This window comes from Ruegeria sp. G10, assembly GCF_056533645.1.
Map to the genome: position 1 here is coordinate 18,196 of NZ_JBQFOQ010000019.1, position 24,577 is coordinate 42,772.

The 24,577-nt window shown below is 61.4% G+C and carries 23 protein-coding genes; 14 read left to right on the forward strand and 9 right to left on the reverse strand.

Annotated features, from left to right (window positions below):
• The first annotated feature begins 13 nt into the window (after positions 1 to 13).
• Entirely contained in the window at positions 14 to 754 is a 741-nt protein-coding gene (locus ACR0KM_RS20310; RefSeq protein ID WP_480861559.1) for an SDR family NAD(P)-dependent oxidoreductase, read from the forward strand.
• Entirely contained in the window at positions 754 to 1,680 is a 927-nt protein-coding gene (locus ACR0KM_RS20315) for a 3-hydroxyacyl-CoA dehydrogenase NAD-binding domain-containing protein (RefSeq protein WP_480861561.1), read from the forward strand. Before ACR0KM_RS20310 ends, ACR0KM_RS20315 begins: the two co-directional genes overlap by 1 nt.
• Positions 1,681 to 1,686: 6 nt before the next feature.
• Here ACR0KM_RS20315 and ACR0KM_RS20320 read toward each other — a convergent pair whose 3' ends face one another.
• Together ACR0KM_RS20320 and ACR0KM_RS20325 are read right to left on the reverse strand one after the other, a co-directional pair.
• Positions 1,687 to 2,784 carry a Gfo/Idh/MocA family protein gene (locus ACR0KM_RS20320; protein ID WP_480861563.1) on the reverse strand — a complete coding sequence of 366 codons (1,098 nt, stop codon included), beginning with the start codon at positions 2,782 to 2,784 and terminating at the stop codon, positions 1,687 to 1,689.
• A gap of 12 nt (positions 2,785 to 2,796) precedes the next feature.
• On the reverse strand, positions 2,797 to 3,522 hold the full coding sequence (locus ACR0KM_RS20325; protein ID WP_480861565.1) for a GntR family transcriptional regulator: 726 nt from the start codon (positions 3,520 to 3,522) through the stop codon (positions 2,797 to 2,799).
• Between the two features lie 91 nt (positions 3,523 to 3,613).
• On the opposite strand from ACR0KM_RS20325, the gene ACR0KM_RS20330 reads away from it, so the two are divergent.
• The 6 genes from ACR0KM_RS20330 to ACR0KM_RS20355 are packed head-to-tail and all read left to right on the forward strand — an operon-like array spanning position 3,614 to position 9,191.
• Positions 3,614 to 4,768: an LLM class flavin-dependent oxidoreductase gene (locus ACR0KM_RS20330; protein ID WP_480861567.1), complete on the forward strand. Its 1,155-nt coding sequence runs from the start codon at positions 3,614 to 3,616 to the stop codon at positions 4,766 to 4,768.
• On the forward strand, positions 4,768 to 5,658 hold the full coding sequence (locus ACR0KM_RS20335) for an aldo/keto reductase (RefSeq protein ID WP_480861569.1): 891 nt from the start codon (positions 4,768 to 4,770) through the stop codon (positions 5,656 to 5,658). The genes ACR0KM_RS20330 and ACR0KM_RS20335 overlap by 1 nt, the downstream gene beginning before the upstream one ends.
• Positions 5,658 to 6,173: a flavin reductase family protein gene (locus tag ACR0KM_RS20340; RefSeq protein ID WP_480861597.1), complete on the forward strand. Its 516-nt coding sequence runs from the start codon at positions 5,658 to 5,660 to the stop codon at positions 6,171 to 6,173. The genes ACR0KM_RS20335 and ACR0KM_RS20340 overlap by 1 nt, the downstream gene beginning before the upstream one ends.
• 53 nt (positions 6,174 to 6,226) lie before the next feature.
• Positions 6,227 to 6,814 (forward strand): TRAP transporter small permease, encoded by a 588-nt coding sequence (locus ACR0KM_RS20345; RefSeq protein WP_480824854.1) that lies wholly within the window; start codon positions 6,227 to 6,229, stop codon positions 6,812 to 6,814.
• Positions 6,815 to 8,104, forward strand: a complete 1,290-nt coding sequence (locus tag ACR0KM_RS20350; RefSeq protein ID WP_480824852.1) for a TRAP transporter large permease — start codon at positions 6,815 to 6,817, stop codon at positions 8,102 to 8,104. It abuts the gene before it with no gap.
• A 25-nt stretch (positions 8,105 to 8,129) separates the two neighbouring features.
• The gene (locus ACR0KM_RS20355; RefSeq protein WP_480861571.1) at positions 8,130 to 9,191 is read left to right on the forward strand and encodes a TRAP transporter substrate-binding protein; all 1,062 of its coding nucleotides are present in this window, start codon (positions 8,130 to 8,132) and stop codon (positions 9,189 to 9,191) included.
• A gap of 30 nt (positions 9,192 to 9,221) precedes the next feature.
• On the opposite strand, the gene ACR0KM_RS20360 is transcribed toward ACR0KM_RS20355, so the two are convergent.
• Positions 9,222 to 9,692 (reverse strand): tetratricopeptide repeat protein, encoded by a 471-nt coding sequence (locus ACR0KM_RS20360; protein WP_480861573.1) that lies wholly within the window; start codon positions 9,690 to 9,692, stop codon positions 9,222 to 9,224.
• 42 nt (positions 9,693 to 9,734) lie between these two features.
• Between ACR0KM_RS20360 and ACR0KM_RS20365 the strand changes: the two genes are divergently transcribed.
• The 3 genes from ACR0KM_RS20365 to ACR0KM_RS20375 all read left to right on the forward strand — a co-directional run bounded on the left by ACR0KM_RS20365 (position 9,735) and on the right by ACR0KM_RS20375 (position 13,610).
• Positions 9,735 to 10,976 (forward strand): cytochrome-c peroxidase, encoded by a 1,242-nt coding sequence (locus tag ACR0KM_RS20365; protein WP_480861576.1) that lies wholly within the window; start codon positions 9,735 to 9,737, stop codon positions 10,974 to 10,976.
• A gap of 76 nt (positions 10,977 to 11,052) precedes the next feature.
• Positions 11,053 to 12,438 carry a bifunctional enoyl-CoA hydratase/phosphate acetyltransferase gene (locus tag ACR0KM_RS20370; protein ID WP_480861578.1) on the forward strand — a complete coding sequence of 462 codons (1,386 nt, stop codon included), beginning with the start codon at positions 11,053 to 11,055 and terminating at the stop codon, positions 12,436 to 12,438.
• On the forward strand, positions 12,438 to 13,610 hold the full coding sequence (locus ACR0KM_RS20375) for an acetate/propionate family kinase (protein WP_480861580.1): 1,173 nt from the start codon (positions 12,438 to 12,440) through the stop codon (positions 13,608 to 13,610). Before ACR0KM_RS20370 ends, ACR0KM_RS20375 begins: the two co-directional genes overlap by 1 nt.
• A gap of 212 nt (positions 13,611 to 13,822) precedes the next feature.
• Here the strand turns inward: ACR0KM_RS20375 and gph are convergent, their stop codons facing one another.
• Positions 13,823 to 14,497, reverse strand: a complete 675-nt coding sequence (gene gph / locus ACR0KM_RS20380; protein ID WP_480861582.1) for a phosphoglycolate phosphatase — start codon at positions 14,495 to 14,497, stop codon at positions 13,823 to 13,825.
• Positions 14,498 to 14,722: 225 nt separating this feature from the next.
• Between gph and hemP the strand changes: the two genes are divergently transcribed.
• Positions 14,723 to 14,890 carry a hemin uptake protein HemP gene (hemP, locus tag ACR0KM_RS20385; RefSeq protein ID WP_480732285.1) on the forward strand — a complete coding sequence of 56 codons (168 nt, stop codon included), beginning with the start codon at positions 14,723 to 14,725 and terminating at the stop codon, positions 14,888 to 14,890.
• Entirely contained in the window at positions 14,887 to 15,363 is a 477-nt protein-coding gene (locus ACR0KM_RS20390; RefSeq protein WP_480861584.1) for a hypothetical protein, read from the forward strand. Before hemP ends, ACR0KM_RS20390 begins: the two co-directional genes overlap by 4 nt.
• Before the next feature lie 46 nt (positions 15,364 to 15,409).
• On the opposite strand, the gene ACR0KM_RS20395 is transcribed toward ACR0KM_RS20390, so the two are convergent.
• From ACR0KM_RS20395 to ACR0KM_RS20415, 5 genes are all read right to left on the reverse strand, one after another.
• On the reverse strand, positions 15,410 to 18,469 hold the full coding sequence (locus tag ACR0KM_RS20395; protein ID WP_480861586.1) for an aminotransferase class III-fold pyridoxal phosphate-dependent enzyme: 3,060 nt from the start codon (positions 18,467 to 18,469) through the stop codon (positions 15,410 to 15,412).
• A 112-nt stretch (positions 18,470 to 18,581) separates the two neighbouring features.
• Positions 18,582 to 19,454 carry an NAD(P)-dependent oxidoreductase gene (locus ACR0KM_RS20400; protein ID WP_480861588.1) on the reverse strand — a complete coding sequence of 291 codons (873 nt, stop codon included), beginning with the start codon at positions 19,452 to 19,454 and terminating at the stop codon, positions 18,582 to 18,584.
• A gap of 93 nt (positions 19,455 to 19,547) precedes the next feature.
• On the reverse strand, positions 19,548 to 19,937 hold the full coding sequence (gene cueR / locus ACR0KM_RS20405; RefSeq protein ID WP_480732293.1) for a Cu(I)-responsive transcriptional regulator: 390 nt from the start codon (positions 19,935 to 19,937) through the stop codon (positions 19,548 to 19,550).
• Positions 19,934 to 22,408: a heavy metal translocating P-type ATPase gene (locus tag ACR0KM_RS20410; protein WP_480861591.1), complete on the reverse strand. Its 2,475-nt coding sequence runs from the start codon at positions 22,406 to 22,408 to the stop codon at positions 19,934 to 19,936. Before ACR0KM_RS20410 ends, cueR begins: the two co-directional genes overlap by 4 nt.
• A gap of 106 nt (positions 22,409 to 22,514) precedes the next feature.
• A complete protein-coding gene (locus tag ACR0KM_RS20415) occupies positions 22,515 to 23,147 on the reverse strand; it encodes a pyridoxamine 5'-phosphate oxidase family protein (RefSeq protein ID WP_480861593.1) in 633 nt (210 codons plus the stop codon).
• Positions 23,148 to 23,338: 191 nt separating this feature from the next.
• On the opposite strand from ACR0KM_RS20415, the gene ACR0KM_RS20420 reads away from it, so the two are divergent.
• Positions 23,339 to 24,496, forward strand: coding sequence for an acyl-CoA dehydrogenase family protein (locus ACR0KM_RS20420; protein ID WP_480861595.1), 1,158 nt, complete (start codon positions 23,339 to 23,341; stop codon positions 24,494 to 24,496).
• The last annotated feature ends 81 nt before the right edge of the window (positions 24,497 to 24,577 follow it).

A 24,577-nucleotide genomic window follows, 5' to 3' on the forward strand; every position in this document is an offset into this window, starting at 1 on the left:
TGGAGGGTCGTTGATGCGATTGGCAGGAAAAACGGCTCTGGTGACCGGAGGTCGGCAGGGGATCGGGCGCGGCATTGTTGAGGCGTTCAAGCGGGAAGGGGCCGACGTGGCGACCTGCGGTCGAGGCGCGCGGCCCGACGGTCTGGCGGATGATATCCTATGGCACAGTCTGGACGTTACGGATGTCGCGGCAGTCGATGAATTGGCGCGCACGGTGGAGGGGCTGGATATCCTCGTCAATAACGCAGGCGTTCAGGTTGAAAAAACCGTAACCGACAGTTCGGATGCCGATTGGGAGGCCGTGATCGGCACCAATTGCCGAGGCGTGTTCAACCTGTGCCGCGCTTTCATCCCGCGTATGTCCGAGGGTGGGTCGATCATCAACATCGGCTCCATCTCCGGCAGCGTCGCCGACCCATCCATGGCGCTTTACAATGCATCCAAGGCTTTTGTGCATGGGCTGACGCGTTCGATCGCGGTCGACCATGGCCCCCTTGTTCGATGCAACGCGATCTGTCCCGGTTGGATTGAAACCGGAATGCTGGATGCGGGCTTCGATCTGGCCGCCAACCCGCAGGCAGCCCGCGAGGATGCGCTGGCGCGGCATGCGACCCGCCGGTTTGGCAAGCCCGAGGATATTGCCAGCATGGCGGTCTGGCTGGCCTCGGATGAGGCCGGTTTCGCGACCGGACAACTCTTCACATTGGATGGCGGCATGACTGCGGCCTCGCCGCTGAACCCGGGATTGTTCTGATGGATGTTCAACACACGGCCTGTCTGGGTGGAGGCGTGATCGGAGCCAGTTGGGCTGCGCTGTTTCTGGCCTCGGGTCGCTCGGTCGCCCTCTATGATCCCGACCCAAAGGTTGCGGAAACCGTACGCCGCTATATCGATACCGCTTGGCCCGCAATGACCGAGCTGGGGCTGACCGACAACGGCACCCCGGACGCGATCCGCTTTTGCTTAAGCGCCGCTGCGGCGGTCGAGGGGGCTGGGTTCGTGCAGGAGAACGTCCCGGAACGGATGGAGATCAAGCACGCCACCTTCCGCGCCATCGAGCCTGCTTTGTCGCCCGAGGCTATCGTCGCCAGTTCGGCCTCGGGGCTGACGCTCAGCCAGATGCAGCCGGGCTGGCAGGACCCGGGGCGGTTTGTGCTGGGCCATCCGTTCAATCCGCCACATCTGATCCCGCTGGTTGAGGTGCTGGGCAATGGCCGCACCGCCGATGGTGTCGTCGAACGGGCGCAGGCGTTCTATCAGTCCGTCGGCAAGACCACGATCCGCCTGCACAAAGAGGTGCCCGGCCATGTTGCCAATCGCCTGCAGGCTGCGATCTGGCGCGAGGCGATACACCTTGTCACCTCAGGTGTGGCCTCGGTCGAAGATGTGGACAAGGCGGTCTGGGCGGGGCCGGGTCTCAGGTGGGCGGCGATGGGTCCGACCATGCTGTTCAACCTCGGTGCAGGCGAGGGTGGGCTTCAGGCGTTTTGCGATCACTTCGCCGACACGTTCAACGGATGGTGGGATGATCTGGGAGAGGTTCAGTTGACCGAAGATGTGACCCGCACGTTGGTCGACGGCGTCATGGCCGAAGCCCAGGGCGAAACACCCGCCGCGCTGTCGCAACGGCGGGATGCGCTGATCGTCGCGCTGCAGAAATCCGTCGCGAGCCTTCGCTGAGCGGCCTTAGGCGCTGAGGGTAACGGTTTCGCCGCACTCTGCCGCTTGCTGTGCGGCCAGCCCGACGCGCACCGCCCAGATGCCATCAGCCAGCGAGACATCCGGGGCCTGACGCTCACCACGCAGCAGCTCCAGAAAGCCCTTGTGCTGATAGTAGGTCGATCCGTTGTGGTCGCCTGCGGCCAGCAATTCGGGGTCAACCGGAATGTCGCGGGTGACCGGGCCTTTGGGCGCGCGCGGACTTACGATCAATTGAGGCACCGGGGGCTCGCCCAGATGGTCTGGCCAGAACCGCCCCGGTCCGGGGATCAGGGCCTCAAGTTTGGCGGCGGGGCCGATGGCGCAGATCTCTTCCTGATAACGTGATCCTTCGGCGAACATGCATAGCTCGAGCATTGCCCTCGCGCCCGAGGCAAAATCGACGATGACATAGCCGTTGTCCAGAATGTCCGGGGTCTCCCCCGCATATGCCTCATCCAGGTGGTTCACCGATTGTCCGCCGCTGGCCGATACACGCACCGGGTCCGATTGCAGGATCAGGCGCATGAGGTCGAAGAAGTGGCAGCACTTTTCGACAAAGGTCCCGCCGGTATTGCGGTTGAACCGGTTCCAGTTGCCGACCTTCTCAAGGAACGGAAAGCGGTGTTCCCGGATCGACAGCATCTTGACGCCACCGGTCGTCTGCGCCTCATCAATCAGCGCCGCGATGGGGGGCATATAGCGATACTCCATCGCCACCCAGATCGGGTGCGGGTAGGTGCGTTCCAACTGCTCAAGCCGGTCCAGATCGGTGGGATCGGTGAACAGCGGTTTTTCCACCAGCAGGGGCAGGGGGCGAGTGTGCGCGATCTCGACCAGCTGCTCGATATGCAGGTGATTGGGGCTGGCAATCACGAGGCAATCGAGATCATCGACCGCTAGCAGGTCTTGGATTGATGCGACCATCTTTGCCTCGGGCGCGATGGCCTGCGCCTTTTGCGCCATCTCCGGGTCGGGTTCGAGAATTGCGGCGACGCGCGTGCCTTCGAGCAACGCGATATTGTGCAGATGTTCCTGCCCCATCATGCCGCATCCGATCAGCCCGTAGTGGATGGTCTGGGTCATGCGCAGTTCCTTTTACTTCAGGCGTTGGACATAGGTGGCCCGATCGGGATCGAACCATGTTTTTGAAAACTCGATAGGTTCGGCCCTCTCGGACCAGCTGAACCGTTCAATATACCCTGCGGTTTGTCCTGCGGGTTTGGTGAAGCCTTCCGGCGTCCAGTCGGGCAAGGCACCGACCGACACACGGTCTTCGGCCCGGGTGATCCAGAAGCCAAGCTGCTGCTGGTAATAGCGATAAAGCGAGTCCGACAGCAGGCTCTGGTCGATGGTTCCGGCCGATTCGTCCAACCAGATTTCCTCGACCGCGATGATTGTGTCATTCAGATATCGCATCCGCCGTACCCGCGATCCGTGCTTGGATTGGCCGAAATCGGGCAGGTCAGATGGCTTCTCCAGATGATCGACCGAAAGAATATCGGCGCGCGGCAGGCCTCCGCCCTCAGGCAGTTCCAGCCGGAACATCGCGTAGACGCTGTTCTGCGTTCCAGTCTCGCGGATGTAATTGCCCGAGCCTTGAATACGCTCCAACATGCCTTTTTTCTCAAGCTCTGCCAGCGATTTTCGCAAGGTCCCGACCGAGACATTCAGGTTGGCGGCCATGTCCCGTTCAGGCGGCAGGCGTTCGCCATCGATCAAGCGACCCGCTGCGATATCACGGATCAGCAGCTCGGATATCTGCACATAGATCGGCAATGCGTTGGGATTGCGGCTGTTTGGGGTCACTGTCGCGCGCTTCATTCGGTCGCAGGAAAAATTGATACACTATTGATCTACATCAATGTGGTTGCTACGCAAGAGAAAAGTAAAAGACGTACGGAGCGCGAATCAAATGACCATCGTCCCCATCACATCCCCCGATCTGGATGCGGCTGAGGTCTCGTGGTTTGCCGCACTTTGCTCGGACGATTATCAGTTCCTTGGGGTGCCCGATGGCGATCTTCGGTCCAGTTGGGATCACTGTTCCGGCATCGTCAAAGAGGCCGAGGCGCAGGGGTTCCGCAACATCCTGTGCCCGTCCTCGTATCAGGTCGGTCAGGACACGCTGAGCTTTGTCGCCGGTTGCGCGCCAATCACCGACAAGATCAACCTGCTGGCCGCCGTGCGCTGTGGCGAGATGCAGCCCATCATGCTGGCGCGCACCATTGCGACGCTGGATCACATGCTGAAGGGGCGGCTGACCGTAAACATCATCTCGTCCGACTTCCCGGGTGAGAAAGCCGACAGTGCCTACCGGTATCAGCGTTCCCGCGAAGTGGTGGAGATACTCAAACAGGCCTGGACCCAGGACGAGATCAATCATGCGGGTGAGGTCTATACCTTCTCGGGCCTGACCACCGATCCGGCCCGACCCTATCAGACCGGTGGCCCGCTGCTCTATTTCGGTGGCTATTCCCCATCTGCTTTGGAACTGTGCGGCGAGCATTGCGATGTCTACCTCATGTGGCCCGAAACCAAGGACCAGCTGGCTGAACGGATGAAGGCCGTCCACGCGGTGGCCGAGAACTACAACCGCACGCTGGATTACGGCCTGCGCGTCCACATGATCGTGCGCGATACCGAGGCCGAGGCGCAGGAATATGCGGATTACATCGTCTCGAAACTGGATGATGACTATGGCCGCGCGATCCGGGAACGGGCGCTGGATGCGACCTCGCTGGGCGTGGCGCATCAGGCCAAGAACCGGGATCTGGCGGATGAATATGGCTATGTCGAACCGGGTCTGTGGACCGGCGTTGGCCGTGCGCGGTCGGGCTGTGGTGCTGCGCTGGTTGGGTCAACTGATCAGGTGATGACCAAGATCGAGGAATATCAGAAGATGGGCATACGTGCCTTTATCTTCTCTGGCTACCCGCACATGGATGAGGCTAAGCATTTTGGCGCGCGCGTGTTGCCCAACCTGAAAACCTGCTCGCTGCCCGAAGCCTATGGGCGCGTGCCTGCAACCACCCCGGCGACCCCGCTGGGCAACGGAGTTCGTCGCTGATGGAACGTGTGAAACTGTCCGAGACGCTGGAAATGAGCCGCCTTGTCTATGGCATGTGGCGGCTGGGCGATGACAGCGATACCTCGGCAGCGCATGTTGAGGCCAAGATACAGGCCTGTCTGGATCAGGGCATCACCACCTTCGATCAGGCGGATATCTATGGCGATTACAATGCCGAGGCCGTTCTGGGCGCGGCCCTGCGCGAAAATCCTGCGTTGCGCCAGAAGATGGAGATCGTCACCAAATGCGATATCGTCGCGCCATGCGGCAGGTATTCGCATGCCAAGGTCAAATACTACGACACGTCGCGGGACCATATCCTGAAATCGGTCGATACCTCGCTGACCGGGATGGCGATTGATCATATCGATCTGCTGCTGATCCACCGTCCCGATCCCTTCATGGATCACCATGAAACCGGCGCGGCACTGGATGAGGTCGTGGCCAGCGGCAAGGTTGGTGCGGTGGGTGTGTCAAACTTTCGTCCATGGGATTGGTCGCTGCTGCAATCGGCCATGAAAACGCAACTGGTCACCAACCAGATCGAGATTTCCCTGGGCGAGATCAGCCCCTTTACCAACGGCGATCTGGCCTTTCACCAGCAGCATGGCCACCCGCTGATGGCATGGTCTCCGCTGGGTGGGGGCGTGCTGATGGCCGGAAACCCGCCCGTCGGTGTTGTCGCGGATGAGATCGCAGAGGAGTTCGGCGTGGACCGCGCTGCTGTCGCGGTTGCTTTCCTGCTGGCGCATCCGGCCCATATCCTGCCCGTTCTTGGCACAAACAATCTGGACCGGATCAAACGCGCGTCGGACGCATTCAAGGTCAAACTGGACCGGGAAAGCTGGTTCCGCCTGTACGAGGCGGCGCTGGGCCAAGAGGTGCCATGATGAATGCAATCTCACGCGATATGACCCACACTTTTGTGCCGCACAAAGACGACACCCGCACCTTGCGCGACGCGTTTGGCCGCTTTGCCACCGGCGTCACCGTTGTGACCTGCGACAGCGAGGATGGGCCGATTTGCATCACCGCGAACAGCTTTTCGTCCCTGTCGCTGGACCCACCGCTCGTGATGTGGGCGGGCGACCGCAACTCGCGCCGGTTCCGCTATTTCCACGCGGCGCGACATTTCAGCGTGCATGTCCTGTCTGCCGAACAGGCCGAGCTGTGCTTTGGCTGTTCAAAAGACGCCCATGCGTTGCGGGACATCGAACATGACCGTTGTGAAAACGGCACCCCTTTGCTGCCGGGCAGTCTTGCCCGGTTCGAATGCGAGCAGCACGCCTACCACGACGCAGGCGATCACGTGATCATGGTGGGCAAAGTTCTGAAGGTCAGCATGGCGGATGGAGACGCGTTGACTTTCTTTGCCGGAAAACTCGGCCAATTCGCGCAAAGCTAGGCGCGATATGACGATCGCGGGAAACACCCGCGGCTGACAGTGGGAGGATCCGCATGGGCGGACTGGCATCGGCGTTGACGCCGATTGCATTCGTGAACGAAGCCGTGCTGCGACTGGGCCGCGCGGTAGGGGTTGTTGCGATTGCTTTCATGGTGATCGCAATCCTGATTCAGGTGTTCTTTCGATATGTCCTCGGCAATGCCCTGCCTTGGCCGGATGAAGCTGCCCGGTTCTGTATGCTGTGGATGACGGGCCTGATGGCCCCCACTGCATTCCGGCGCGGCGGGTTCGTGGCCATCGACATGGTGCCTATGATGCTGCCGCGTGTTCTTGGGCAGATTCTGATGCTGTTTCTGTTGTTTGTCTCTTTGGCGGTGCTTCTGGTTGCCGTGAATATCGGCTGGTCCGAGGTCACCGGCTTTGGCGGTCGTTTTGCAACTGCGGCGCTGTATCTTCCCACATCTCTTGGGTTCGACGAATGGTACCGCATCCCCCGCAGTTGGATGATGGCCTCTTTGCTTGTGGGGGTCGTTCTGCTGATCGCGGTGAATATCGAGCTGATCCTGCGCGCCGTCATCACTTTGCTGGGCGGAGGCGATCTGTTGCCGGAAATTGCAGACGCTCCGGTGGGGGCTGAATAGATGCTGATCTGGTTCCTACCCACCTTCCTCGTCTTCCTGATGATCGGCCTGCCGGTCTTCTTTGCGCTTCTGGCGGCCCCCGGCATCCTGTTGTGGCTGAACGGTCAAACCGCTGACATCACGCTGCTCTATCGCAATGTCTATAACGGTATGGACAGCTTTCCGCTGATGGCGATCCCGTTCTTCATGCTGGCGGGCGAGTTGATGAACCGCGGTGGCATCACCATCCGCCTTGTCGAGTTCAGCCAGGCCCTGATGGGCCACCTGCGGGGCGGCCTTGCGCATGTGAATGTGCTGAGCTCAATCCTGTTCGCCGGGCTTTCGGGGTCCGCCGTGGCGGATACCTCGGCGCTGGGCTCGATGCTGATCCCGGCGATGGAAAAGCAGGGCTACTCGCGCAAATTCGCTGCGGCGATCACGGCGGCGAGCTCGGTGATCGGGCCGATCATTCCGCCCTCGGGCATCATGATCATCTATGCCTATGTGATGGGCGAAAGCGTGGCGGCGTTGTTTCTTGCGGGCATCGTGCCGGGCGTGATGGTAGGCGTCGGCCTGATGCTGATGATCAAATTCATGGCCGACAAGTACGACTTTCCGGTTGCCAGCCGCAAATACACATGGGGCGAGCGTCGGCAGGCCAGCCTTAAGGCATTCTTTCCGCTAATGACGCCCGTGATCATTCTGGGCGGCATTTTGGGCGGAATCTTCACCCCGACCGAGGCCGCTGCGGTGGCCGTGGGCTATGCCTTCATCATCGGGTTCTTTGTCCTGCGGACGCTGACCCTGAAGGAGGTGCCCGAGATTCTCAGCAACGCGGGCCTGACCTCGGCCGTTGTGCTGCTGCTGGTGGGCGCTGCGATGGCGTTCAAGACGGTAGTCAGCCTCAGCCATGCGCCCGAGCAACTGGCCTCGCTGATCCTCAGCTTGTCCGAAAACCCGCTGATCCTGCTGTTTTTGATCAACCTGCTGCTGTTCATCGTGGGCATGTTTCTGGACGCGGGCCCCGCGATCATTATCCTCGGCCCGATCCTTGGCCCCATCTTTACCAGTCTCGGTGTAGACCCGATCCATTTTGCCATTATCATGAGCGTCAACCTGACCGTTGGTCTAGCGACGCCGCCTATGGGCCTGGTGTTGTTCGTGGCCGCAGCCGTATCACGCGAGAAGGTCGAGACCATTGCCAAGGCGATCCTGCCGTTTCTGGCTGTCGAAATCATAGTGATCTTCCTGATCACCTATGTCCCCGCACTATCCATGACGATCCCGAGGATAACGGGATTTGCAAACTGAACTGAGTATCACAGGGAGGAAACGCATGCTCAGAGATTTCATTAAAACCGCAGCGGTGGCCACGTCGCTGGTGGCTGCGTCCGCCATCGCCGCCACGGCCGCCGACTATACGCTGCGCGCCACTGCGAACTCGAACGAAAACGACGAGGACTATGACGGCCTGATCGTGTTCAAGAACTATGTCGAAGCCGCGTCGAACGGCGCGATTGAGGTGGAGTTGTTCATCGGCACGCAGCTGTGTTCGAACGGGGCCGAATGTCTGCAGGGCGTGGCTGATGGCACGATTGATATCTACATTTCGACCTCGGGCGGGGCCTCGGGCATCTTCCCCTACGTGCAGGTTCTGGACCTGCCTTACCTGATGGCCGATGATCGCATTGCCGAGCATGTTCTGTCTGGCGATTTCACCCGCACCATGCGCGACATGGCGCTGGAAGACTCTGGCGGCGCGATCCGTCTGATGACCATTGGCAACACAGGCGGCTGGCGCAACTTCGCCAATACGCAGCGCCGCATTGCAGAGCCTGCCGACATGGAAGGCCTGAAAATCCGCACAGTGGTCGCCGACCTGCCGCAGGAACTGGTCAAAGCCCTGGGCGCGTCGCCGACACCGATCCCATGGCCGGAACTGTTCACCAGCTTCCAGACCGGCGTGGTTGAGGGCTCCAAGAACGGCATCACCGACATCATGGGCATGAAATTCCCCGACGCGGGTCTGCAATATGTCACGCTGGACGGCCATGCCTATATGGGCGCGCTGTGGTGGATGAATAACGCCAAGTTCCAGGAGATGCCTGAGGATATGCGCCGCGTCGTTGTCGACGGTTTCTATGCGCTGCAACAGGCCACCTTTGCCTCGCCCAAGCGCAAGTCGATCCAGGCCTATGAGGATTTCGTGGCAGGGGGCGGCGATCTCTACGTCCTGACCCCTGACCAGAAAGCCGCTTTCAAAGAGGCTGCAACGCCTGTCTATGACTGGTTCCAGTCCAACGTGGCCCGCGGGGACGAGATCTTTGCGGCGCTGACCGAGGCTGTTGCTGCGGCTGAGGCCGATGTGAACGCGTCGCGCGATGCGGACCTGAACTAACCAAACAGGGCCGGGCGTCGCGTCCGGCCCTCACCGAAACGGGTACATCCACCCTTTGTAGTCGTTGACCAGAACATGCGCCCTTTCGATCTGCTCCGGCGACATTTTCTTGACCACTTCTTCAAGGCTGATCGCCGCATCGGGATCGCCGCCAATGGCGCTGAGCGTGTACCACATATAGGCGCGCACCAGATCGGGCGCGGGCATGCCCAGACCCAGCTCATAGTACCAGCCGATGCCCGATTGCGCGCCCGGATGCCCCTTCATCGACGCGCGCAGATACCACTCGAACGCGCGTTCATAATCCTGCTCGACCCCAAGACCCAGCCCGTACATGACCCCGATCAATTCCTCGGCCTCGGCATTGCCGGACCGGGCCGCTGGCAGCAGTTCTTCGCGCGCGGCTTCGAACTCTCCGGCCTCCATCATGTCGCGGGCCTGTTCCAGTTCGGCGAGCGCTGGGGATGCAAGGCAGCAAAGGGCAAATACAAGCTGGCGCATGGGGTTGTTTTCCTATTGGCCGGGGCGGCCGGAGCGCAGGAATTGCCGCGCCCGCTGACCGATGATGACTTTATTCCCTTTGATATGGAACAGGCCGCCATCGGTCATCAACTGTTTTACGATCCCATCCTGTCAGGCAACCAAAACATCAGCTGCGCCCATTGCCACCACCCCGATTTCGGCACGTCGGATGGGCTGTCTTTGGGCATCGGAGAGGGCGGGCAGGGGCTGGGGCCCGAGCGCACCCCCGGCACCGGAGCGGACAGGATACGCAAGCGTATCCCGCGCAACTCGCCGGGGCTTTGGAACCTTGGTGCCAAGGACATTCATACTGTGTTCCATGACGGGCGGCTGAGCATCTCGGACGTCTACGACAACGGCTTCAACTCGCCCGCGCAGGAATGGCTGCCCGAGGGGCTGAATTCCCTGTTGGCTGCGCAGGCGCTGTTTCCCCTGACCTCACAATTCGAAATGGCTGGCAATGTGGCTGAGAATGAGGTGACCGGCGCGGTGCATGACCGGATCGACAAGGGTTGGCCTATCCTTGCGAAACGGGTGCGCACCGATCCGCGGTATGGCCCGGCTATGGTCAAGGCGTTCGATGACATCGACACGACCGAGGACATCACCATCAGTCAGATCGCCAACGCACTGGCCGCCTTCATGGCGCTGGAATGGCGCAGTACCGACAGCCCGTTTGACCAATACCTGGCTGGCGACAGCACGGCCCTGACGCAGCGCCAGAAGACGGGCATGGATTTGTTCTTTGGCGAGGCAGGATGCGCAACCTGCCACTCGGGCCCGTTGCTGTCGGATCAGGAATTCCATGCGCTGGGCCTACCGCCCTTCGGACCCGGCAAGACCCGCCAATGGGACCCGTATGCCCGCGACGTGGGCCGTATGGGCGAGAGCAATCGTCTTGAGGATGCCTATCGCTTCCGCACTCCGATGCTGCGGAACGTGACCGAAACCGCCCCCTATGGTCACAACGGGGCGTTCCCCGACCTTGAAGGCATCATTCGCCACCATCTGAACCCGCTGCAAAGCCTCGATAGCTGGACGCTTGAGATGGCTGCATTGCCAGAGGTCCCGTGGCTGGCGCGCGTGGATTTCATCGTCTGGCAGGACCGGTTCGAGATGGATCGCCAGCGCCGGAAGATCGATATACGGCCGCAGGTGTTGACGGACACGCAGATTGCGGATCTTGTGGCCTTTCTGGGCGCGCTGAAAGGCACAACGCTTGATAAGCCGCTATTTGGTGTGCCTGAGGGTTTCGAGCCCTAGAAAAGCCCGTCCAATGTCATTGGATATTTACCCGAAATCTCATAATGCTCCGGGGAAACCAGCCGACGAGGACTTTATGCGGTATCACAACAAGCCATACGATCAGCTTAAGGTCGGCGACTCGGCCGAGTTGGCGCGGATCTGTACGGAAGATGACTTCTATGCCTTTGCCTCGAATTCGGGCAACCATAACCCATTGCATCTGGCTGACGAAGATGGGGATGGCGACGACAAGAACGAGGCGATTGCGCCTGCGATGTTTGTGGGGGCACTGATTTCAGCTGTGCTGGGGAACATCCTGCCGGGGGCTGGGACGCTCTACAAATCGCAAAGCCTGAGCTTCAGCACCCGCGCCCATGCAGGCGAGGAATTGGTCGCATGCGTTACCGTCGTGGAAAAGCGTGCCGATCGCGAGGTGGTGCTGGAAACCAAGGTGACCCGCCCCAGCGACGATGCCGTGATTGTTTCGGGCATTGCCGTTGTGATCGCGCCGGAACAAGAGATGTCGTTTCACGAGATCGAAGTGCCCGGCCTCGTGGTGCAGCGCCACCGGCACTTTGATGCCTTGCTTGACCGGTCGCGACCTCTGCCGCCCATTCCCACTGCGGTGGTTGCCCCGGAAGAACCCAACTCGCTTGGCGGTGCCCTGTTGGCGGCGCGTGAAACCATTATCGAACCCCTCCTGATCGGTGACCCGGACAAGATCAGGGCCGCCGCCGCCGAGATTGACCTGCCCCTGCGCAATGTCGAGATCATCCCAGTGCAGGACCACCTGGAAGCGGCCAACAAGGCCGTGGACCTGGTGTCAGAGGGCCGTGCCGAAGCCCTGATGAAAGGCCATCTGCATACCGATGACCTTCTGCGGGCCGCGCTGCGGCGCGACGGCGGACTAAAGGTCGGGCGCAGGTTTACCCATGTGTTTGTTATGGACGTACCCGGTCAGCCGCACCCGTTGCTGGTGACCGATGCGGCAATCAATATCGAACCGGACCTGAAAACCAAGATCGATATTACGCAGAATGCGATCGATCTGGCGATCTCGATTGGTATCGGGGCTCCGAAAGTCGGTGTTCTTTCGGCGGTCGAAACGGTGAACCCGGCGATCCGCTCGTCGATTGATGCGGCCTTGTTGTCGAAGATGGCCGAGCGTGGGCAGATCAAGGGAGGGCTGGTCGATGGCCCCCTTGCCATGGACAACGCGGTCAGCCTGGCGGCGGCGCGGACCAAGGGGATTGTGTCCGAGGTTGCAGGCCGGGCTGATATTCTGGTCGTACCCAATCTGGATGCTGGCAATATGCTGGCCAAACAGCTGACCTATATTGCCCACGCGGAAGGGGCCGGTGTGGTCATGGGCGCGCGCGTGCCCATCATCCTGAACAGCAGGGCGGATGATGACAAGGCGCGGCTGGCCTCTTGCGCTGTGGCGGCGCTGCATGCGGCGCGTCTGTCGGGAAAGGTTTGATGGATCATATCGCTACCCTGAATGCAGGGTCCTCCTCGCTGAAGTTCGGCTTGTTTGTCATAGGTTCCGGTGATCCCGATCCGGTTTGCACCGGGCTGGTCGATCGGATCGGCAGCGCCGAAGCTTCGGTCAGCCTGCGTGGACCCGATGGCCGCAAGCTGTTTGACGAACTCGCGGACACGGTCAGCGATCATGACAGCGCGCTTGATCGGGTTTTGGGACTGTTGCAGGCGCGGTTTCCATCGGCGCGGATCGCTGCAGTGGGTCATCGTATCGTCCATGGTGGACCGGCCAATGACCGTCCAATCCGCATCACCCCCGACATCCTGCGCGCGCTGGAAGACCTGGAACCCTTTGCGCCGTTGCACCAGCCCTACAATCTTGCGGGCGCACGGGCGGCGATGGCACGCTTCCCCGAGGCCGCTCAGGTGGCCTGCTTCGACACGGCCTTTCATCGGCATCACCCCTGGGTCAACGACACGTTTGCCCTGCCGACCGAGTATTATGATATCGGCGTCCGACGGTATGGCTTTCACGGGCTCAGCTATGACTATATCGCAGGCCATCTGGCGCAGACCGTGCCGCAGGTGCATGCAGGGCGGGTCATTGTGGCCCATCTGGGCAATGGTGCCTCGATGTGTGCGATGCGTGGGGGTCAGTCTGTCGGCTCGACCATGGGCTTTTCGGCGCTGGACGGCCTGCCGATGGGCACCCGTTGCGGTCAGCTTGATCCCGGCGTCATGCTGTATCTGATGGAGCAAAAGGGAATGGGCCCCGCCGAAATTGCGGACCTTCTCTATCGCAAGTCTGGTCTGCTGGGGCTTTCAGGCTTGTCCAACGATATGCGTACGCTGGAACAATCCGATGCGCCCGATGCGATCCGCGCGATCGAGTATTTCACGTTTCGGGCCCGGCGCGAGTTGGGGTCATTGGCTGCGGTTCTGGGCGGGCTCGATGCGATCGTGTTCACCGGAGGGATCGGCGAGAACTCGGCGCGTGTGCGCGCCCAGATTTGTGCGGATATGGCGTGGCTTGGGGTGGCGCTGGACGTCGAGGCAAATCGGCAGAGCAAGCGAGTCATTTCGGCCAAAGGTGCGACTGTGCAGGTGATGGTCATTCCAACCAATGAAGAGCTTGTGATTGCGCGCGCGGCAGCAGAATTGTCGGCCTGAGATGTCGCGATTTGCACGCGAACCGGCGTTATTTTGCTGGGGTTTGCGAAAATAATGGCCTGTCTACGGGAATCCCCCAATTTCGCTGCCCGCAGAGATTCATTAACTATTGGTTAACTACCGGGCGCAAACGCTCAAACCACTTTCACAAATTTCCCCCGATGAGGGGCTGGCTCTTTACCCCCTTGGCCGGCCCCTCTCTTTTTTGCAGGTCAGGTGTTTGGTGGCACGTCCTGCAGAACCTGCTGCACAAGATCGGGAAGATCGGCACTGTTGGCGTAGCTGTGCGTATGGTGCATCTGCGCGACAGGCGACTTGCGATAACCTTCGGTGAACAACAGAAAGGGCACCTGCGCCCGTTGCGCGGTTTCTGCGTCGACCTCGCTGTCGCCTACGAAAATAGTTGGACCTGCATCAGGCAGGGCGTCGAAGCATGCCTGTAAATGCGCAGGATCGGGTTTGCGCATGTGCAGCGTATCCCCGCCAATGATTGCATCGAAATAGTGGGACAGATTCAACGCATCCAGCACATGGCGCGCCGGGCTTTCAGGCTTGTTGGTGCAAATGCCCAACACGCACCCCATGGCTTGCAATCTGTCGAGTGCCTGCGTCACGCCTGGGTAAACAGTTGTCTGATCGGATGCGGAGGCGTTGTAGTGATGCAGCGTAAGCTGTGTCAGTTCTGCATGGCGGTCGGCAGATAGTCCACATTCGTTCATGACGCGTTCGACCAGCTTGGGCATCCCGTTGCCTACGAATCGTCTGATGGTTTGTTGGGACAGCGGGACGACCCCTTGATCCGCCAGCATCCTGTTTGCGGCGTTCGCTATATCGGCGATGCTGTCGACCAACGTGCCGTCCAAATCAAATGCAACCACTGCAACCATGTCCGAATCCATCTTTAGTACTTACGGACCAAGGCGTAGGGCGCAGCGGCAATATCCGCAACAGAAAGCCGTGGATAGGCCTGAAAAACCATGGGTTGACAAATCTTACTATTTTTATCAGATTAATGCTTAGGAACAGTCAGCCAGCCCGACAGCGGGTCAGCCAGATCAAGCGAACCACGAACAGACAAGGCTATATGCCAAAACCGCTCTGGAGATGCCCCGATGAACGCGCAGACCCCCAACCCGACCCAAAGCTATGCTGTCTCGATGCTGCCCGCCCATAAAGCCGAAGAACTGACCGCAGGCGGAAACCTGGCCCATATCGAGCTGGGCGATCAGCTGTATACCCTGCGCATCACCCGCGCGGGCAAATTGATCCTGACGAAATGAGCGCGCCTGCATCGCGCGGCGGTGCCGCAGTCGGACGTCTGTCCGACCTGACCCCGATTGAGGCGGGCGCAGTGATGTACCTTCGTCTCTGGGGCGATGGTGCCAGTGGCAGGGCCAATGCGGCCAGCGATTTTGACATCGCACTGGGTGCGGATCACGGACGCGCGGCGATGATGACGCTGGATCGATTGTGCTCGCTCTGTGCGCATCACGGCCGGCGGCCTCTGGTGCGGCACGGGCTTGGATGCGCCTGCCTGGGCGCGGATGAGAACTGCTTTGCCCAGATGATCGCCGCAGCCTCGGAAGGTGCGCGCGAAGATGCGATGATGATGGCCTCGCTGATCGTGCGGCCTGATTTTGCACCCGCGCTGACATCGCTGTCCGAAGAACTGGGCCTTGCCCTGCGCCGCATGACCGCAACAATCCCCCTGTCGACGACCGGGCACCAACCCCCAACTTCGGTGCTGCACTGATCGGCAAACGCAAAACCCCGGCTATTGCGCCGGGGTTTTGTTTGTCTCAGCAGCAGCCGCAGCCCGCGTGATGATGATCGCACGTGGGTTCGGGCGCATAATCACCCACCTCGGAAAACACGTCGCGCAAGGCCCAGAGGATCATATCTACATCCTCAGCCTCAATCGTCAGCGGCGGGCGGATTTTCAGGATGTTGTCCTTCGGCCCCTCGCTGCCGATCAGGATGCGATAATCCCGCATTCGGTTTTTGACATAGCTGCAAATCTCGGTGCCCTCGGACCCATCGGGATTGATCAGCTCGACCCCCAGAAACAGCCCCATGCCCCGCACATCTCCGACCTGCGGGAAATCGGCCTCGATTCGCCGCAGCCCATCCATCAGGCGCGCCCCCATGAGCCGCGCATTGTCCTGCAGGCCTTCGTCATCGACGATATCCAGCACCTCTTTGCCGATGCGGCAGGACAGCGTGGACCCTCCGAAGGTCGAGAAGAACTCGATCCCGTTGTCAAAGCTCTGCGCGATCTCCTTGGTGGTGACCAGCACGCCCAGAGGGTGCCCGTTGCCGATGGGTTTGCCCATTACCACAATATCGGGCAGCGCGCCCTGATGCTCAAAGCCGAAATAATGCTCACCCAGCCGGCCAAGCCCGGTCTGCACCTCATCGGCGATGCAAACACCGCCTGCGGCGCGTATTTTTTCATAAACCGCAGGCAGATAGCCTTTGGGCGGAATGATCTGCCCCCCGACCGAGGGGAAGGTTTCCGCGATGAAACCGGCAACCCCATGACCACGGTCCTGCAAAGCGGCAATCGCCGGATCCACAAAATCCGCGAATTTTGTGGCGCGGTCGGGATCATCGCGTTTGAACGACCCGCGATAGTCGTCTGCGACCTCAACCAGCTCGACCCAATCCGCCTTGCCGATGCCGCCCGGCTTGTTGAACTTATAGGCCGAGATCGCCACCGCCGCGTTGGTATTGCCGTGATACCCGTGATCCGGCGTCACGATCCCCTTCGCCCCGGTATGCGCGCGGGCCAGACGCAGCGCCAGCTCGTTGGCCTCGGTGCCGGAATTCACGAAAAAGCAGACCTCGAAATGTTCGGGCAGTTTCGACAAAACCTTCTCGGCAAAGGCCGTCTGTGCGGGGTGCAGATAGCGGGTGTTCGAATTCATCCGCTTCAACTGATCCGCCGCAACCGCCTGAATGCGCGGATGCGCGTGGCCCACATGAGGCACGTTGTTGTAGGCGTCCAGATAGGGGCGGCCCCATTCGTCGAACAGGTGGTGTTTCCACCCCCGCACCAGCATGACCGGATCATCGTACGTCAGGCTGAGGTTGCCGCCGAAGTGATCGCGCCGCCCCTGCAGGATCGCTTGTTTGTTCGTCGGCTGATACGCCACCTTGTCATCCGGCAGGTTCAGCAAGGCTGCGGGGTTCGGGCAGACGGCATTCCACAATTCCAACTCATCCGGGTCGGCCACGCCGGGCCAGTCGGCTTGCATCCCTTGCGTGGTCAGTGCCAGTTGGAAATGTACGTGCGGCGCCCAGCCGCCATTCTGTGTCGCATCCCCCAGCCGTGCAAAGGCTGCCCCCTGCGCCACCGGATCACCGGGTTTCAGGCGGTCGTAAACCTCGGGATCAAGATGGCCGTAGAGCGTATAGAACGCATCACCCTCGGGCGTCTCATGGTGCAAGATCACAACGCCACCATAGTCCAGATGCGCATCTCGGTTCTCAACCGCCTCGACCCCACCGCTGAGTGGAGCGTGCAACACTGTCCCGGCAGGCGCAAACACATCCACCGCCAGATGCACTGTCCGCCGGTCCGAGGCCTTCCATGGCCCCTTGCGAAACCCCGGCTCGGCATAGATCAGCCGGGGCTCGTTGTAATATCCTAACCAGAAACCTTCCCCGAATTCCTCACCCACCCGCGCGGCCTCGTCCAGCGGCATTTGAAACGGGTTCTGCGGCCATGTCGAGTTTTCAACTGACAGCGAACCCATCGGAACCTCGCTCAGATCCTGCCCGAACATCTGGGCGAACTGCCCGCGATGTTCAGCCAGATAGGCGTGGATACGTTCGGCCCCATCGACCACCGGCAGACCACAGACCGCGCGCAGACGCGCCGCCATCAGATCGCCATTGACCGAGGCGTTCTCAAGAAACCGCCACGCAGGGGCCTGACTGATCGTGACATAGGGATCATCCGGGTTCTCCGTCGCCATCAGGGTCGAGTTCACCACGGACACCGCCAACCGCATCCGCAGCAACGGCCAGATCAAATCGACCTCCTCCGCGCGCAACCGGTTGGCCGCATGGTACCCGCACACCAGCGCCGCCAGCGCCCTTTCCGGCGAGGGGTGGTCCAGTACCACATAAGCCCCGGCAATCGCCAGATCGCAAATCCGCGGCGCGGCACACATATCGCCCAGATCGATCAGACCCGAGACGCTGCGGCGGTCGCTCAGCTGACCCTCGACCAGGATGTTATAGTCGTTGACGTCATTGTGGATCGCCTGCAGGGGCAGATCATCCAACTGGCTGCGAACCGCATCAAAACCCGTCACAACATCCTGCAACAAGGCCCGCCGCGCGGGATCCGCAATCGCGCCCAACTGATCGGCAATCCAACCCGCCTGCATCAGGTCCCACTTGAAGCCTTCACGGTGCAGGCCGGGATGCTCAAACCCCTCCAACGCCCGATCCGTCGCGCCCAACACGCGACCCAGTTTCCGGATCAGATCCTCAGTCTTGGGCGCGCTGCGCGCATAGCATTCTCCGGGCATCCGCTCCAGCAACCAGACCAGCCGCTCGGCGCCAACATCATCCTCGATCACGGGCAACATCGTCCCCGAAAGGTCAGCAAAGACCTTCGGGAACGGCAGCCCGGGCGCGGCCGAGGCAACGTGCTCCAGCGCCTTGATCTGCAAATCGACCAGCCCCGGCGCACAGCCCGCCCGCATCACCTTCAGCACATAGTCCTGACCGTTGGTCGCACGCACCAGAAAGTTGAGGTCATACTCCCCATCCAACCGCGTCAACCGCGCCTCCAGCCCCCAGTGCTGACGCAGCTTCCCTGCCCAATACGCGTTCAAATCGCCCATGCGACACCCCATAGCTCTCCCCAAAAAAGGGATCTTCTTCATCTGGCCAAAAATATCCTCGGGGGGAATCGCGCCCGCAGGCGCGATGGGGGGCAGACAGCCCCCCTTGCGCTCACCCCAATGCGCGCAACCGCTTGATCAGTGAGGACGTATCCCAACGCCCGCCACCCAGCTTCTGCACGTCCTTATAGAACTGATCCACCAAAGCCGTCACCGGCAGGGAGGCCCCGGTTTCATCCGCCGTCGCCAGACAAATTCCCAAATCCTTGCGCATCCAGTCCACGGCGAACCCATGCTCGAAATGATCGTCCAGCATGGTCTCATAGCGGTTGGCCATCTGCCAGCTGCCCGCAGCGCCCTGACTGATCACCTCGACCACCGCGCGGCCATCCAGCCCGGCTTTCTCGGCAAAATGCAACGCCTCGCTGAGACCCTGAACCAGCCCGGCGATGGCGATCTGGTTGCACATCTTGGTCATCTGGCCTGCACCACTCTCGCCAATCCGACGGCAGATTTTCGAATAGACCTGCATCACTGGCTCGGCCGTGTCATACGCCGCCTGATCCCCGCCGCACATGATTGACAGCACGCCGTTCTCGGCCCCCGCCTGACCGCCCGAAATCGGAGCATCGACGAAGGCAATGCTCTGCGTCCGGCCTGCTTCGTACAACTCGCGCGTCACCTTGGCCGAGACGGTGGTGTGATCCACAAAGACGGCACCCTCGGCCATGCCGTGAAAAGCACCATCTTCTCCGGTGCAAACCATGCGCAGATCATCGTCGTTGCCCACGCAGGCCATCACGAAGTCCGCGCCCTCCGCGGCCGCGCGCGGGGCTGCCGCCATCGCGCCGCCATGTTGCGCAACCCAAGCCTCGGCTTTGGCGCTCGTACGGTTGTAAACCGTCACCTCATGCCCGGCGGCCTGCAGATGCCCCGCCATCGGATAGCCCATGACGCCCAGGCCAAGAAACGCGACTTTTGCCATTTTCCGAAATCCCCTCCGCTGACCGGCTGCGCAGAGCGCGCCGGAATGTTCAGCGAAGACAAAGCAAAGCTGAGCCCAAAGGGCAACCCCGTGTCACGCTTTGCTGCCGAGGTCTTTCAGTATCGGACAATCCGGGCGGTCATCCCCGGCGCAGGCGTCGACAAGATGGCTCAGCGTATCTCGCATCCCCTTCAGGTCAGCGATCTTGGCGTCGATCTGCGCCAGATGATCGCGCGCCACGCGTTTCACATCGGCGCTGGCGCGGGATTCGTCCTCGTAAAGCGCCATCAGGGTGCGGCAGTCCTCGATCGTGAACCCCAGCGCACGGGCACGGCCCAGAAAGTTCAGCTTGTGAATGTCCTGATCGCGAAAGCGCCGATATCCGTTGTCATCGCGCAGCGGTTTGATCAGGTTGATATCCTCGTAGTACCGGATGGTCTTGGCGGGCAGGCCGGTGCGGGTCGAGACATCTCCGATATTCATGCCGCTACCTCTTGTGGGGTTGTGTTGGCTTGCGCCTCAGGCAGGCTGGCGCGCACCCGGCGCAGGCGCAGCGCGTTCGAGACGACAAAGACGCTGGACAGCGCCATCGCTCCGGCGGCCAGAGCCGGCGACAACAGATGCCCACCAAACGGATAGAGCACGCCCGCCGCAACCGGGATCAGCAACGTATTATAGCCAAACGCCCAGCCGAGGTTCTGTCGGATGTTGCGCATGGTCCGGCGACTGATCTCGACCGCGTTGGCCACGCCGCGCAGATCACCGGACATCAGCACCACATCGGCGGTTTCAATCGCGACATCGGTGCCGGTACCAATCGCGACCCCAATATCCGCCGTGGCCAGCGCCGGGGCGTCGTTGATCCCATCGCCCACAAAGGCGAGCGTACCGAATTGCTGCTGCAGGGCCGAGATCGCGGCGACCTTGCCATCGGGCAACACCTCGGCTGCGACATGGTCGATGCCCAGACGGTCGGCCAAGGCCTGCGCAGTCCGCGCATTGTCGCCGGTGACCATCGCCAGCGTCACACCCATGTCATGCAAGCGGGCCAACGCCTCGGGCGTGCCGGGCTTGATCGGGTCCGACACCGTCAGAGCCGCCGCAGCCTGACCGTCGACCGCGACATAGATCGGAGTCGCCCCTTCGGCGGCGCGCTTCTGCGCCTCGGGGTGCAAATCGCCCAGATCAATGCCGTTCTGCGCCATCAGCCGATCCGCGCCCACCAGCACGGCGCGCCCCTCAATCGTTGCGCGCAGGCCGAGACCTGTGAGCGACTCGAACGTCTCAACCTCGGGCAGAACCTCGGGCCCGGCGCGGGTAATTGCGGTGGCAATCGGGTGTTCGGATCGGGCCTCGGCGGCGGCGGCAAGGCGCAGCACCTCGGCGCGGTCAAAGCCGTTTGTGGTGATGACCTCGTCCAGCTCGGGCCGTCCAAGGGTCAGTGTGCCAGTCTTGTCCAGCGCGATGACCCTGGCCTGCTGCAGCTGCTGCAGTGCGTCGCCCTTACGGAACAGGACGCCCAGTTCTGCCGCGCGGCCCGTACCGACCATGATCGAGGTCGGCGTGGCCAGACCCATGGCACAAGGGCAAGCAATGATCAGCACCGACACGCCTGCGACCAAAGCCAGTGGCAAAGCCGGGGCGGGGCCAAAGATCAGCCAGACAGCAACCGTCAGTAATGCCACCGCCATCACGGCGGGGACAAAATAATAGGTGATCCGGTCAACAAGTCCCTGAATGGGCAGCTTTGCCCCTTGCGCCTGTTCGACCATGCCGATGACCTGCGCCAGCACCGTATCGGCACCCACATGGGTCGCCTTGATGCGCAGCGCCCCGGTGCCGTTCACCGTGCCGCCGACCACCGCCGTGCCGATGGCCTTGCCGACGGGCACCGGCTCACCCGTGATCATGCTTTCGTCGACATAAGAGCTGCCATCCAGCACCTCGCCATCCACGGGCACGCGCTCTCCGGGGCGGATTTGTACGATGTCGCCAACCACGATCTCGGCGATGGGTCGGTCGATCAGTGTGCCATTGTCCTCGACCCGCGCGGTTTTGGGCTGCAGGCCCACCAGTTTGCGGATGGCCGCCCCGGTCCGGCCCTTGGCGCGGGCTTCCATCAGGCGGCCCAGCAGGATCAGAACGACGATAACGGCGGCGGCCTCGAAATAGACATTGGCGGTGCCCTGCGGCAGCAGCCCCGGCGCAAAGGTCGCGAGGACTGAATACAGATAGGCCGCGCCGGTTCCCAGAGCCACCAGCGCGTTCATATCCGGCGCACCGCGCAGCAGGGCGGGGAGGCCTTTGGCATAAAACACCCGCCCGGGCCCGATCAGAAGCACCGAGGTCAGGGCAAACTGGATCAGATGACTGGTCTGCGTGCCAATCGTCGTCATCACCCAATGATGAAAGGCCGGGATCATATGCCCGCCCATTTCAAGTACGAAGACCGGCAACGCCAGCGCCGCCGCGATCAAAGTCGTGCGGCGCAGACCGTCCAGTTCATCGGCTTTGGCATCCTGATCCGTTGCGTCGGAAGCCGCGGGTCGTGCCGCGTAGCCCGCTTCGGCCACAATCCGCGCCAACCGGGCGGGATCGGTCGCACCTTCGACATAAGCGATGCGCGCGCTTTGGGTGGCAAGGTTGACCGACGCCGTGGTGACGCCGGCGCTGGCCTGCAGGGTACGCTCGATCCGGGACACGCAGGATGCGCAGCTCATCCCGTCGATCTTCAGGTGTACCTCGCGCATTGCTGCCGGGTATCCTGCTGTCTCAAGCGCGGTCAGGATCTCTGACAGCGGGCCGTCATGGCGCACATCTGCCGTCTCTGTCGCGAAATTGACTGCGGCTTCGCGAACACCGGGCAAATCCCGCAGCGCGGCCTCGACCCGGCCAACGCAAGAGGCGCAGCCCATGCCCGTGATTTTGATTTGATCGCGCCGCGGTACGGTCATCCGAGTCGTCCTGACAATGACTTTCGCCCCTCACATAAGGGTTCCAGTCACGGGAAGGTCAAGGGCGAAGCCGTCCGTTTTGCAGCCCGCGTCGGTTTGGCGCGGGCTAGGACGCGCCGGATTTCAACGCGGCCAATTCGCGTTGCAACCGCTGGTTCTCGGCCTGCAGCACCGCCAAGTCCTGACCCAGCGCGTTCAGGTGGGGCCGCAACTCGGCCTCGGTAAAGCGGGGCGTGATATGGCGCGGGCAGTTCCAGTCGAGCGCTTCGACACGCACAATCGCCGCACGTTCCGCCTGTGCCTCGGCGCCAGCGGGGTAAAGGTCGGCCGCGGCCTCTGCGCCCTCAGAAAATGCCATCCGCCCGAGGATCTTCATGCGGCGACTGTTGGCGTAGTCCATCAGGATCAACGCCACCCGGTCGTTCCCGTCCAGATTACCGCGCGAGATATACTGCTGATTGCCCGAGAAATCCGCATAGCCGATGGTCTTTTCGTCGAGAACCCTGAGGAAACCGACAGGGCCGCCGCGAAACTGCACATAGGGCCAACCGGTCTCGGACACGGTGGCCTGATAGAAGCCGTCGCGGGCCTGTATGAACGCTTTTTCAGCGGGTCCGATGCGATGACCCTGCCGCTGTCCGTCTTCTATGAACTGCGCATAGGTTGCAGCCGATCCCATCCGCTCTTGGTGCGCGCGCACGGCGGGGGTGAAGGTCAGTTCCGGGAAAGCGCGTGGCATGGTCTTCCTTTCATCAGCCGTTGGAGGGCATAAAAGCCGGTTCCGCCCGGCCTGTCACGCCATCCAACTCAGATGTGATGCCAGGGGTGGGGACGTTGCGTAGCCGGGTATACGGACGCCACGTCACATGGATTGGCAGCGCTTCGCTGCGCGGATAGCTTTGAACAAACACCTGAACCGGAGAGCTCTTGATGTCGCTTTTTACCAGCACCGCCGCCTGGGTTACGGATGAACACCGGATGTTTGCCGATATGGCTGGCCGGTTTATGGATGATGCACTGGTGCCAAACGCCGAACGCTGGGTCGAAAACGGCATGGTGGATCGGGCGTTCTGGCGGCAAGCCGGTCAGGCTGGGCTGATGGCAGGTTCGATTGCCGAAGAACATGGCGGCGTGGGCGGCGGCATGGGGTTCGATTCTGTGACGCTCTATGAGCAGTCCGCGCGCGGGGATGTCGGTTGGGGCTATGGCATTCAGTCGATCGTGACCCATTACATCACCGCCTATGGCAGTGAGGATCAGAAGGCGCGCTGGCTGCCCAAGCTGGCTTCGGGCGAGATGATCGGGGCGCTGGCCATGACCGAACCGGGCACCGGATCGGATGTGCAGGCGGTCAAGACGAGCGCCGAGAAGGACGGTAATTCCTATCGGCTGAACGGGTCCAAGATATTCATCACCAACGGCCAGTCTGCCGATCTGGTGATTGTCGCGGCCAAGACCGACAAATCGCTGGGTGCCAAAGGCGTCTCGCTGATTGCGGTCGAGACCAACGGGGCCGAGGGGTTCCGCCGTGGGCGCAACCTTGAGAAGCTGGGGATGAAGGGCAACGATACCGCCGAGCTTTTCTTTGAAGACGTCAAAGTGCCCATGACCAACCTGCTGGGCCCGGAAGAGGGGCAGGGGTTCTATCAGCTGATGAAGCAACTGCCGTGGGAACGGCTGACCATCGGCATCATGGCGCTGGGCGCGATTGACTTCGCTATCGCCGAAACGGTGAAATATGTGCAGGAGCGCAAGGCCTTCGGGCAGCGAGTGATGGATTTTCAGAACACCCGATTCAAGCTGGCCGAATGCAAGACCAAGGCCGAGGTGCTGCGCAGTTTCGTCAATGATTGCATCGGCAAGCTGGAGGCCGGTGAGTTGGATGCGGCTACCGCCTCGATGGTCAAGTATTGGGGGTCCGAGGTGCAGAACGAGATCATGCACGAATGCCTTCAACTCTTCGGCGGGTACGGCTTCATGATGGAGTATCCGATCGCGCGGCTCTATGCGGATGCGCGGGTGCAGATGATCTATGGCGGCACCAATGAAGTGATGAAAGAGCTCATCGCTCGTTCACTGGACGTCTGAGGCAAAGCGCTCCCGCCCGTCGTCGACATTCCTTACGGAACGTCTCCTTCTGTTGGGCCGGGCAGGCGCGGGAGCAGCACG

Bases quoted from the DNA above. Each gene is read 5' to 3' on its own strand.
- gph (WP_480861582.1), bottom strand. From the start codon at position 14,497: ATGGTTGCAGTGGTTGCATTTGATTTGGACGGCACGTTGGTCGACAGC.
- ACR0KM_RS20390 (WP_480861584.1), top strand. From the start codon at position 14,887: ATGAGCGCGCCTGCATCGCGCGGCGGTGCCGCAGTCGGACGTCTGTCC.
- ACR0KM_RS20320 (WP_480861563.1), bottom strand. From the start codon at position 2,784: ATGACCCAGACCATCCACTACGGGCTGATCGGATGCGGCATGATGGGG.
- ACR0KM_RS20345 (WP_480824854.1), top strand. From the start codon at position 6,227: ATGGGCGGACTGGCATCGGCGTTGACGCCGATTGCATTCGTGAACGAA.
- ACR0KM_RS20415 (WP_480861593.1), bottom strand. From the start codon at position 23,147: ATGCCACGCGCTTTCCCGGAACTGACCTTCACCCCCGCCGTGCGCGCG.
- ACR0KM_RS20400 (WP_480861588.1), bottom strand. From the start codon at position 19,454: ATGGCAAAAGTCGCGTTTCTTGGCCTGGGCGTCATGGGCTATCCGATG.
- ACR0KM_RS20355 (WP_480861571.1), top strand. From the start codon at position 8,130: ATGCTCAGAGATTTCATTAAAACCGCAGCGGTGGCCACGTCGCTGGTG.
- ACR0KM_RS20410 (WP_480861591.1), bottom strand. From the start codon at position 22,408: ATGACCGTACCGCGGCGCGATCAAATCAAAATCACGGGCATGGGCTGC.
- ACR0KM_RS20370 (WP_480861578.1), top strand. From the start codon at position 11,053: ATGCGGTATCACAACAAGCCATACGATCAGCTTAAGGTCGGCGACTCG.
- ACR0KM_RS20340 (WP_480861597.1), top strand. From the start codon at position 5,658: ATGAATGCAATCTCACGCGATATGACCCACACTTTTGTGCCGCACAAA.
- ACR0KM_RS20420 (WP_480861595.1), top strand. From the start codon at position 23,339: ATGTCGCTTTTTACCAGCACCGCCGCCTGGGTTACGGATGAACACCGG.
- cueR (WP_480732293.1), bottom strand. From the start codon at position 19,937: ATGAATATCGGAGATGTCTCGACCCGCACCGGCCTGCCCGCCAAGACC.
- ACR0KM_RS20330 (WP_480861567.1), top strand. From the start codon at position 3,614: ATGACCATCGTCCCCATCACATCCCCCGATCTGGATGCGGCTGAGGTC.
- ACR0KM_RS20360 (WP_480861573.1), bottom strand. From the start codon at position 9,692: ATGCGCCAGCTTGTATTTGCCCTTTGCTGCCTTGCATCCCCAGCGCTC.
- ACR0KM_RS20315 (WP_480861561.1), top strand. From the start codon at position 754: ATGGATGTTCAACACACGGCCTGTCTGGGTGGAGGCGTGATCGGAGCC.
- ACR0KM_RS20375 (WP_480861580.1), top strand. From the start codon at position 12,438: ATGGATCATATCGCTACCCTGAATGCAGGGTCCTCCTCGCTGAAGTTC.
- ACR0KM_RS20310 (WP_480861559.1), top strand. From the start codon at position 14: ATGCGATTGGCAGGAAAAACGGCTCTGGTGACCGGAGGTCGGCAGGGG.
- ACR0KM_RS20335 (WP_480861569.1), top strand. From the start codon at position 4,768: ATGGAACGTGTGAAACTGTCCGAGACGCTGGAAATGAGCCGCCTTGTC.
- hemP (WP_480732285.1), top strand. From the start codon at position 14,723: ATGAACGCGCAGACCCCCAACCCGACCCAAAGCTATGCTGTCTCGATG.
- ACR0KM_RS20325 (WP_480861565.1), bottom strand. From the start codon at position 3,522: ATGAAGCGCGCGACAGTGACCCCAAACAGCCGCAATCCCAACGCATTG.
- ACR0KM_RS20395 (WP_480861586.1), bottom strand. From the start codon at position 18,469: ATGGGCGATTTGAACGCGTATTGGGCAGGGAAGCTGCGTCAGCACTGG.
- ACR0KM_RS20350 (WP_480824852.1), top strand. From the start codon at position 6,815: ATGCTGATCTGGTTCCTACCCACCTTCCTCGTCTTCCTGATGATCGGC.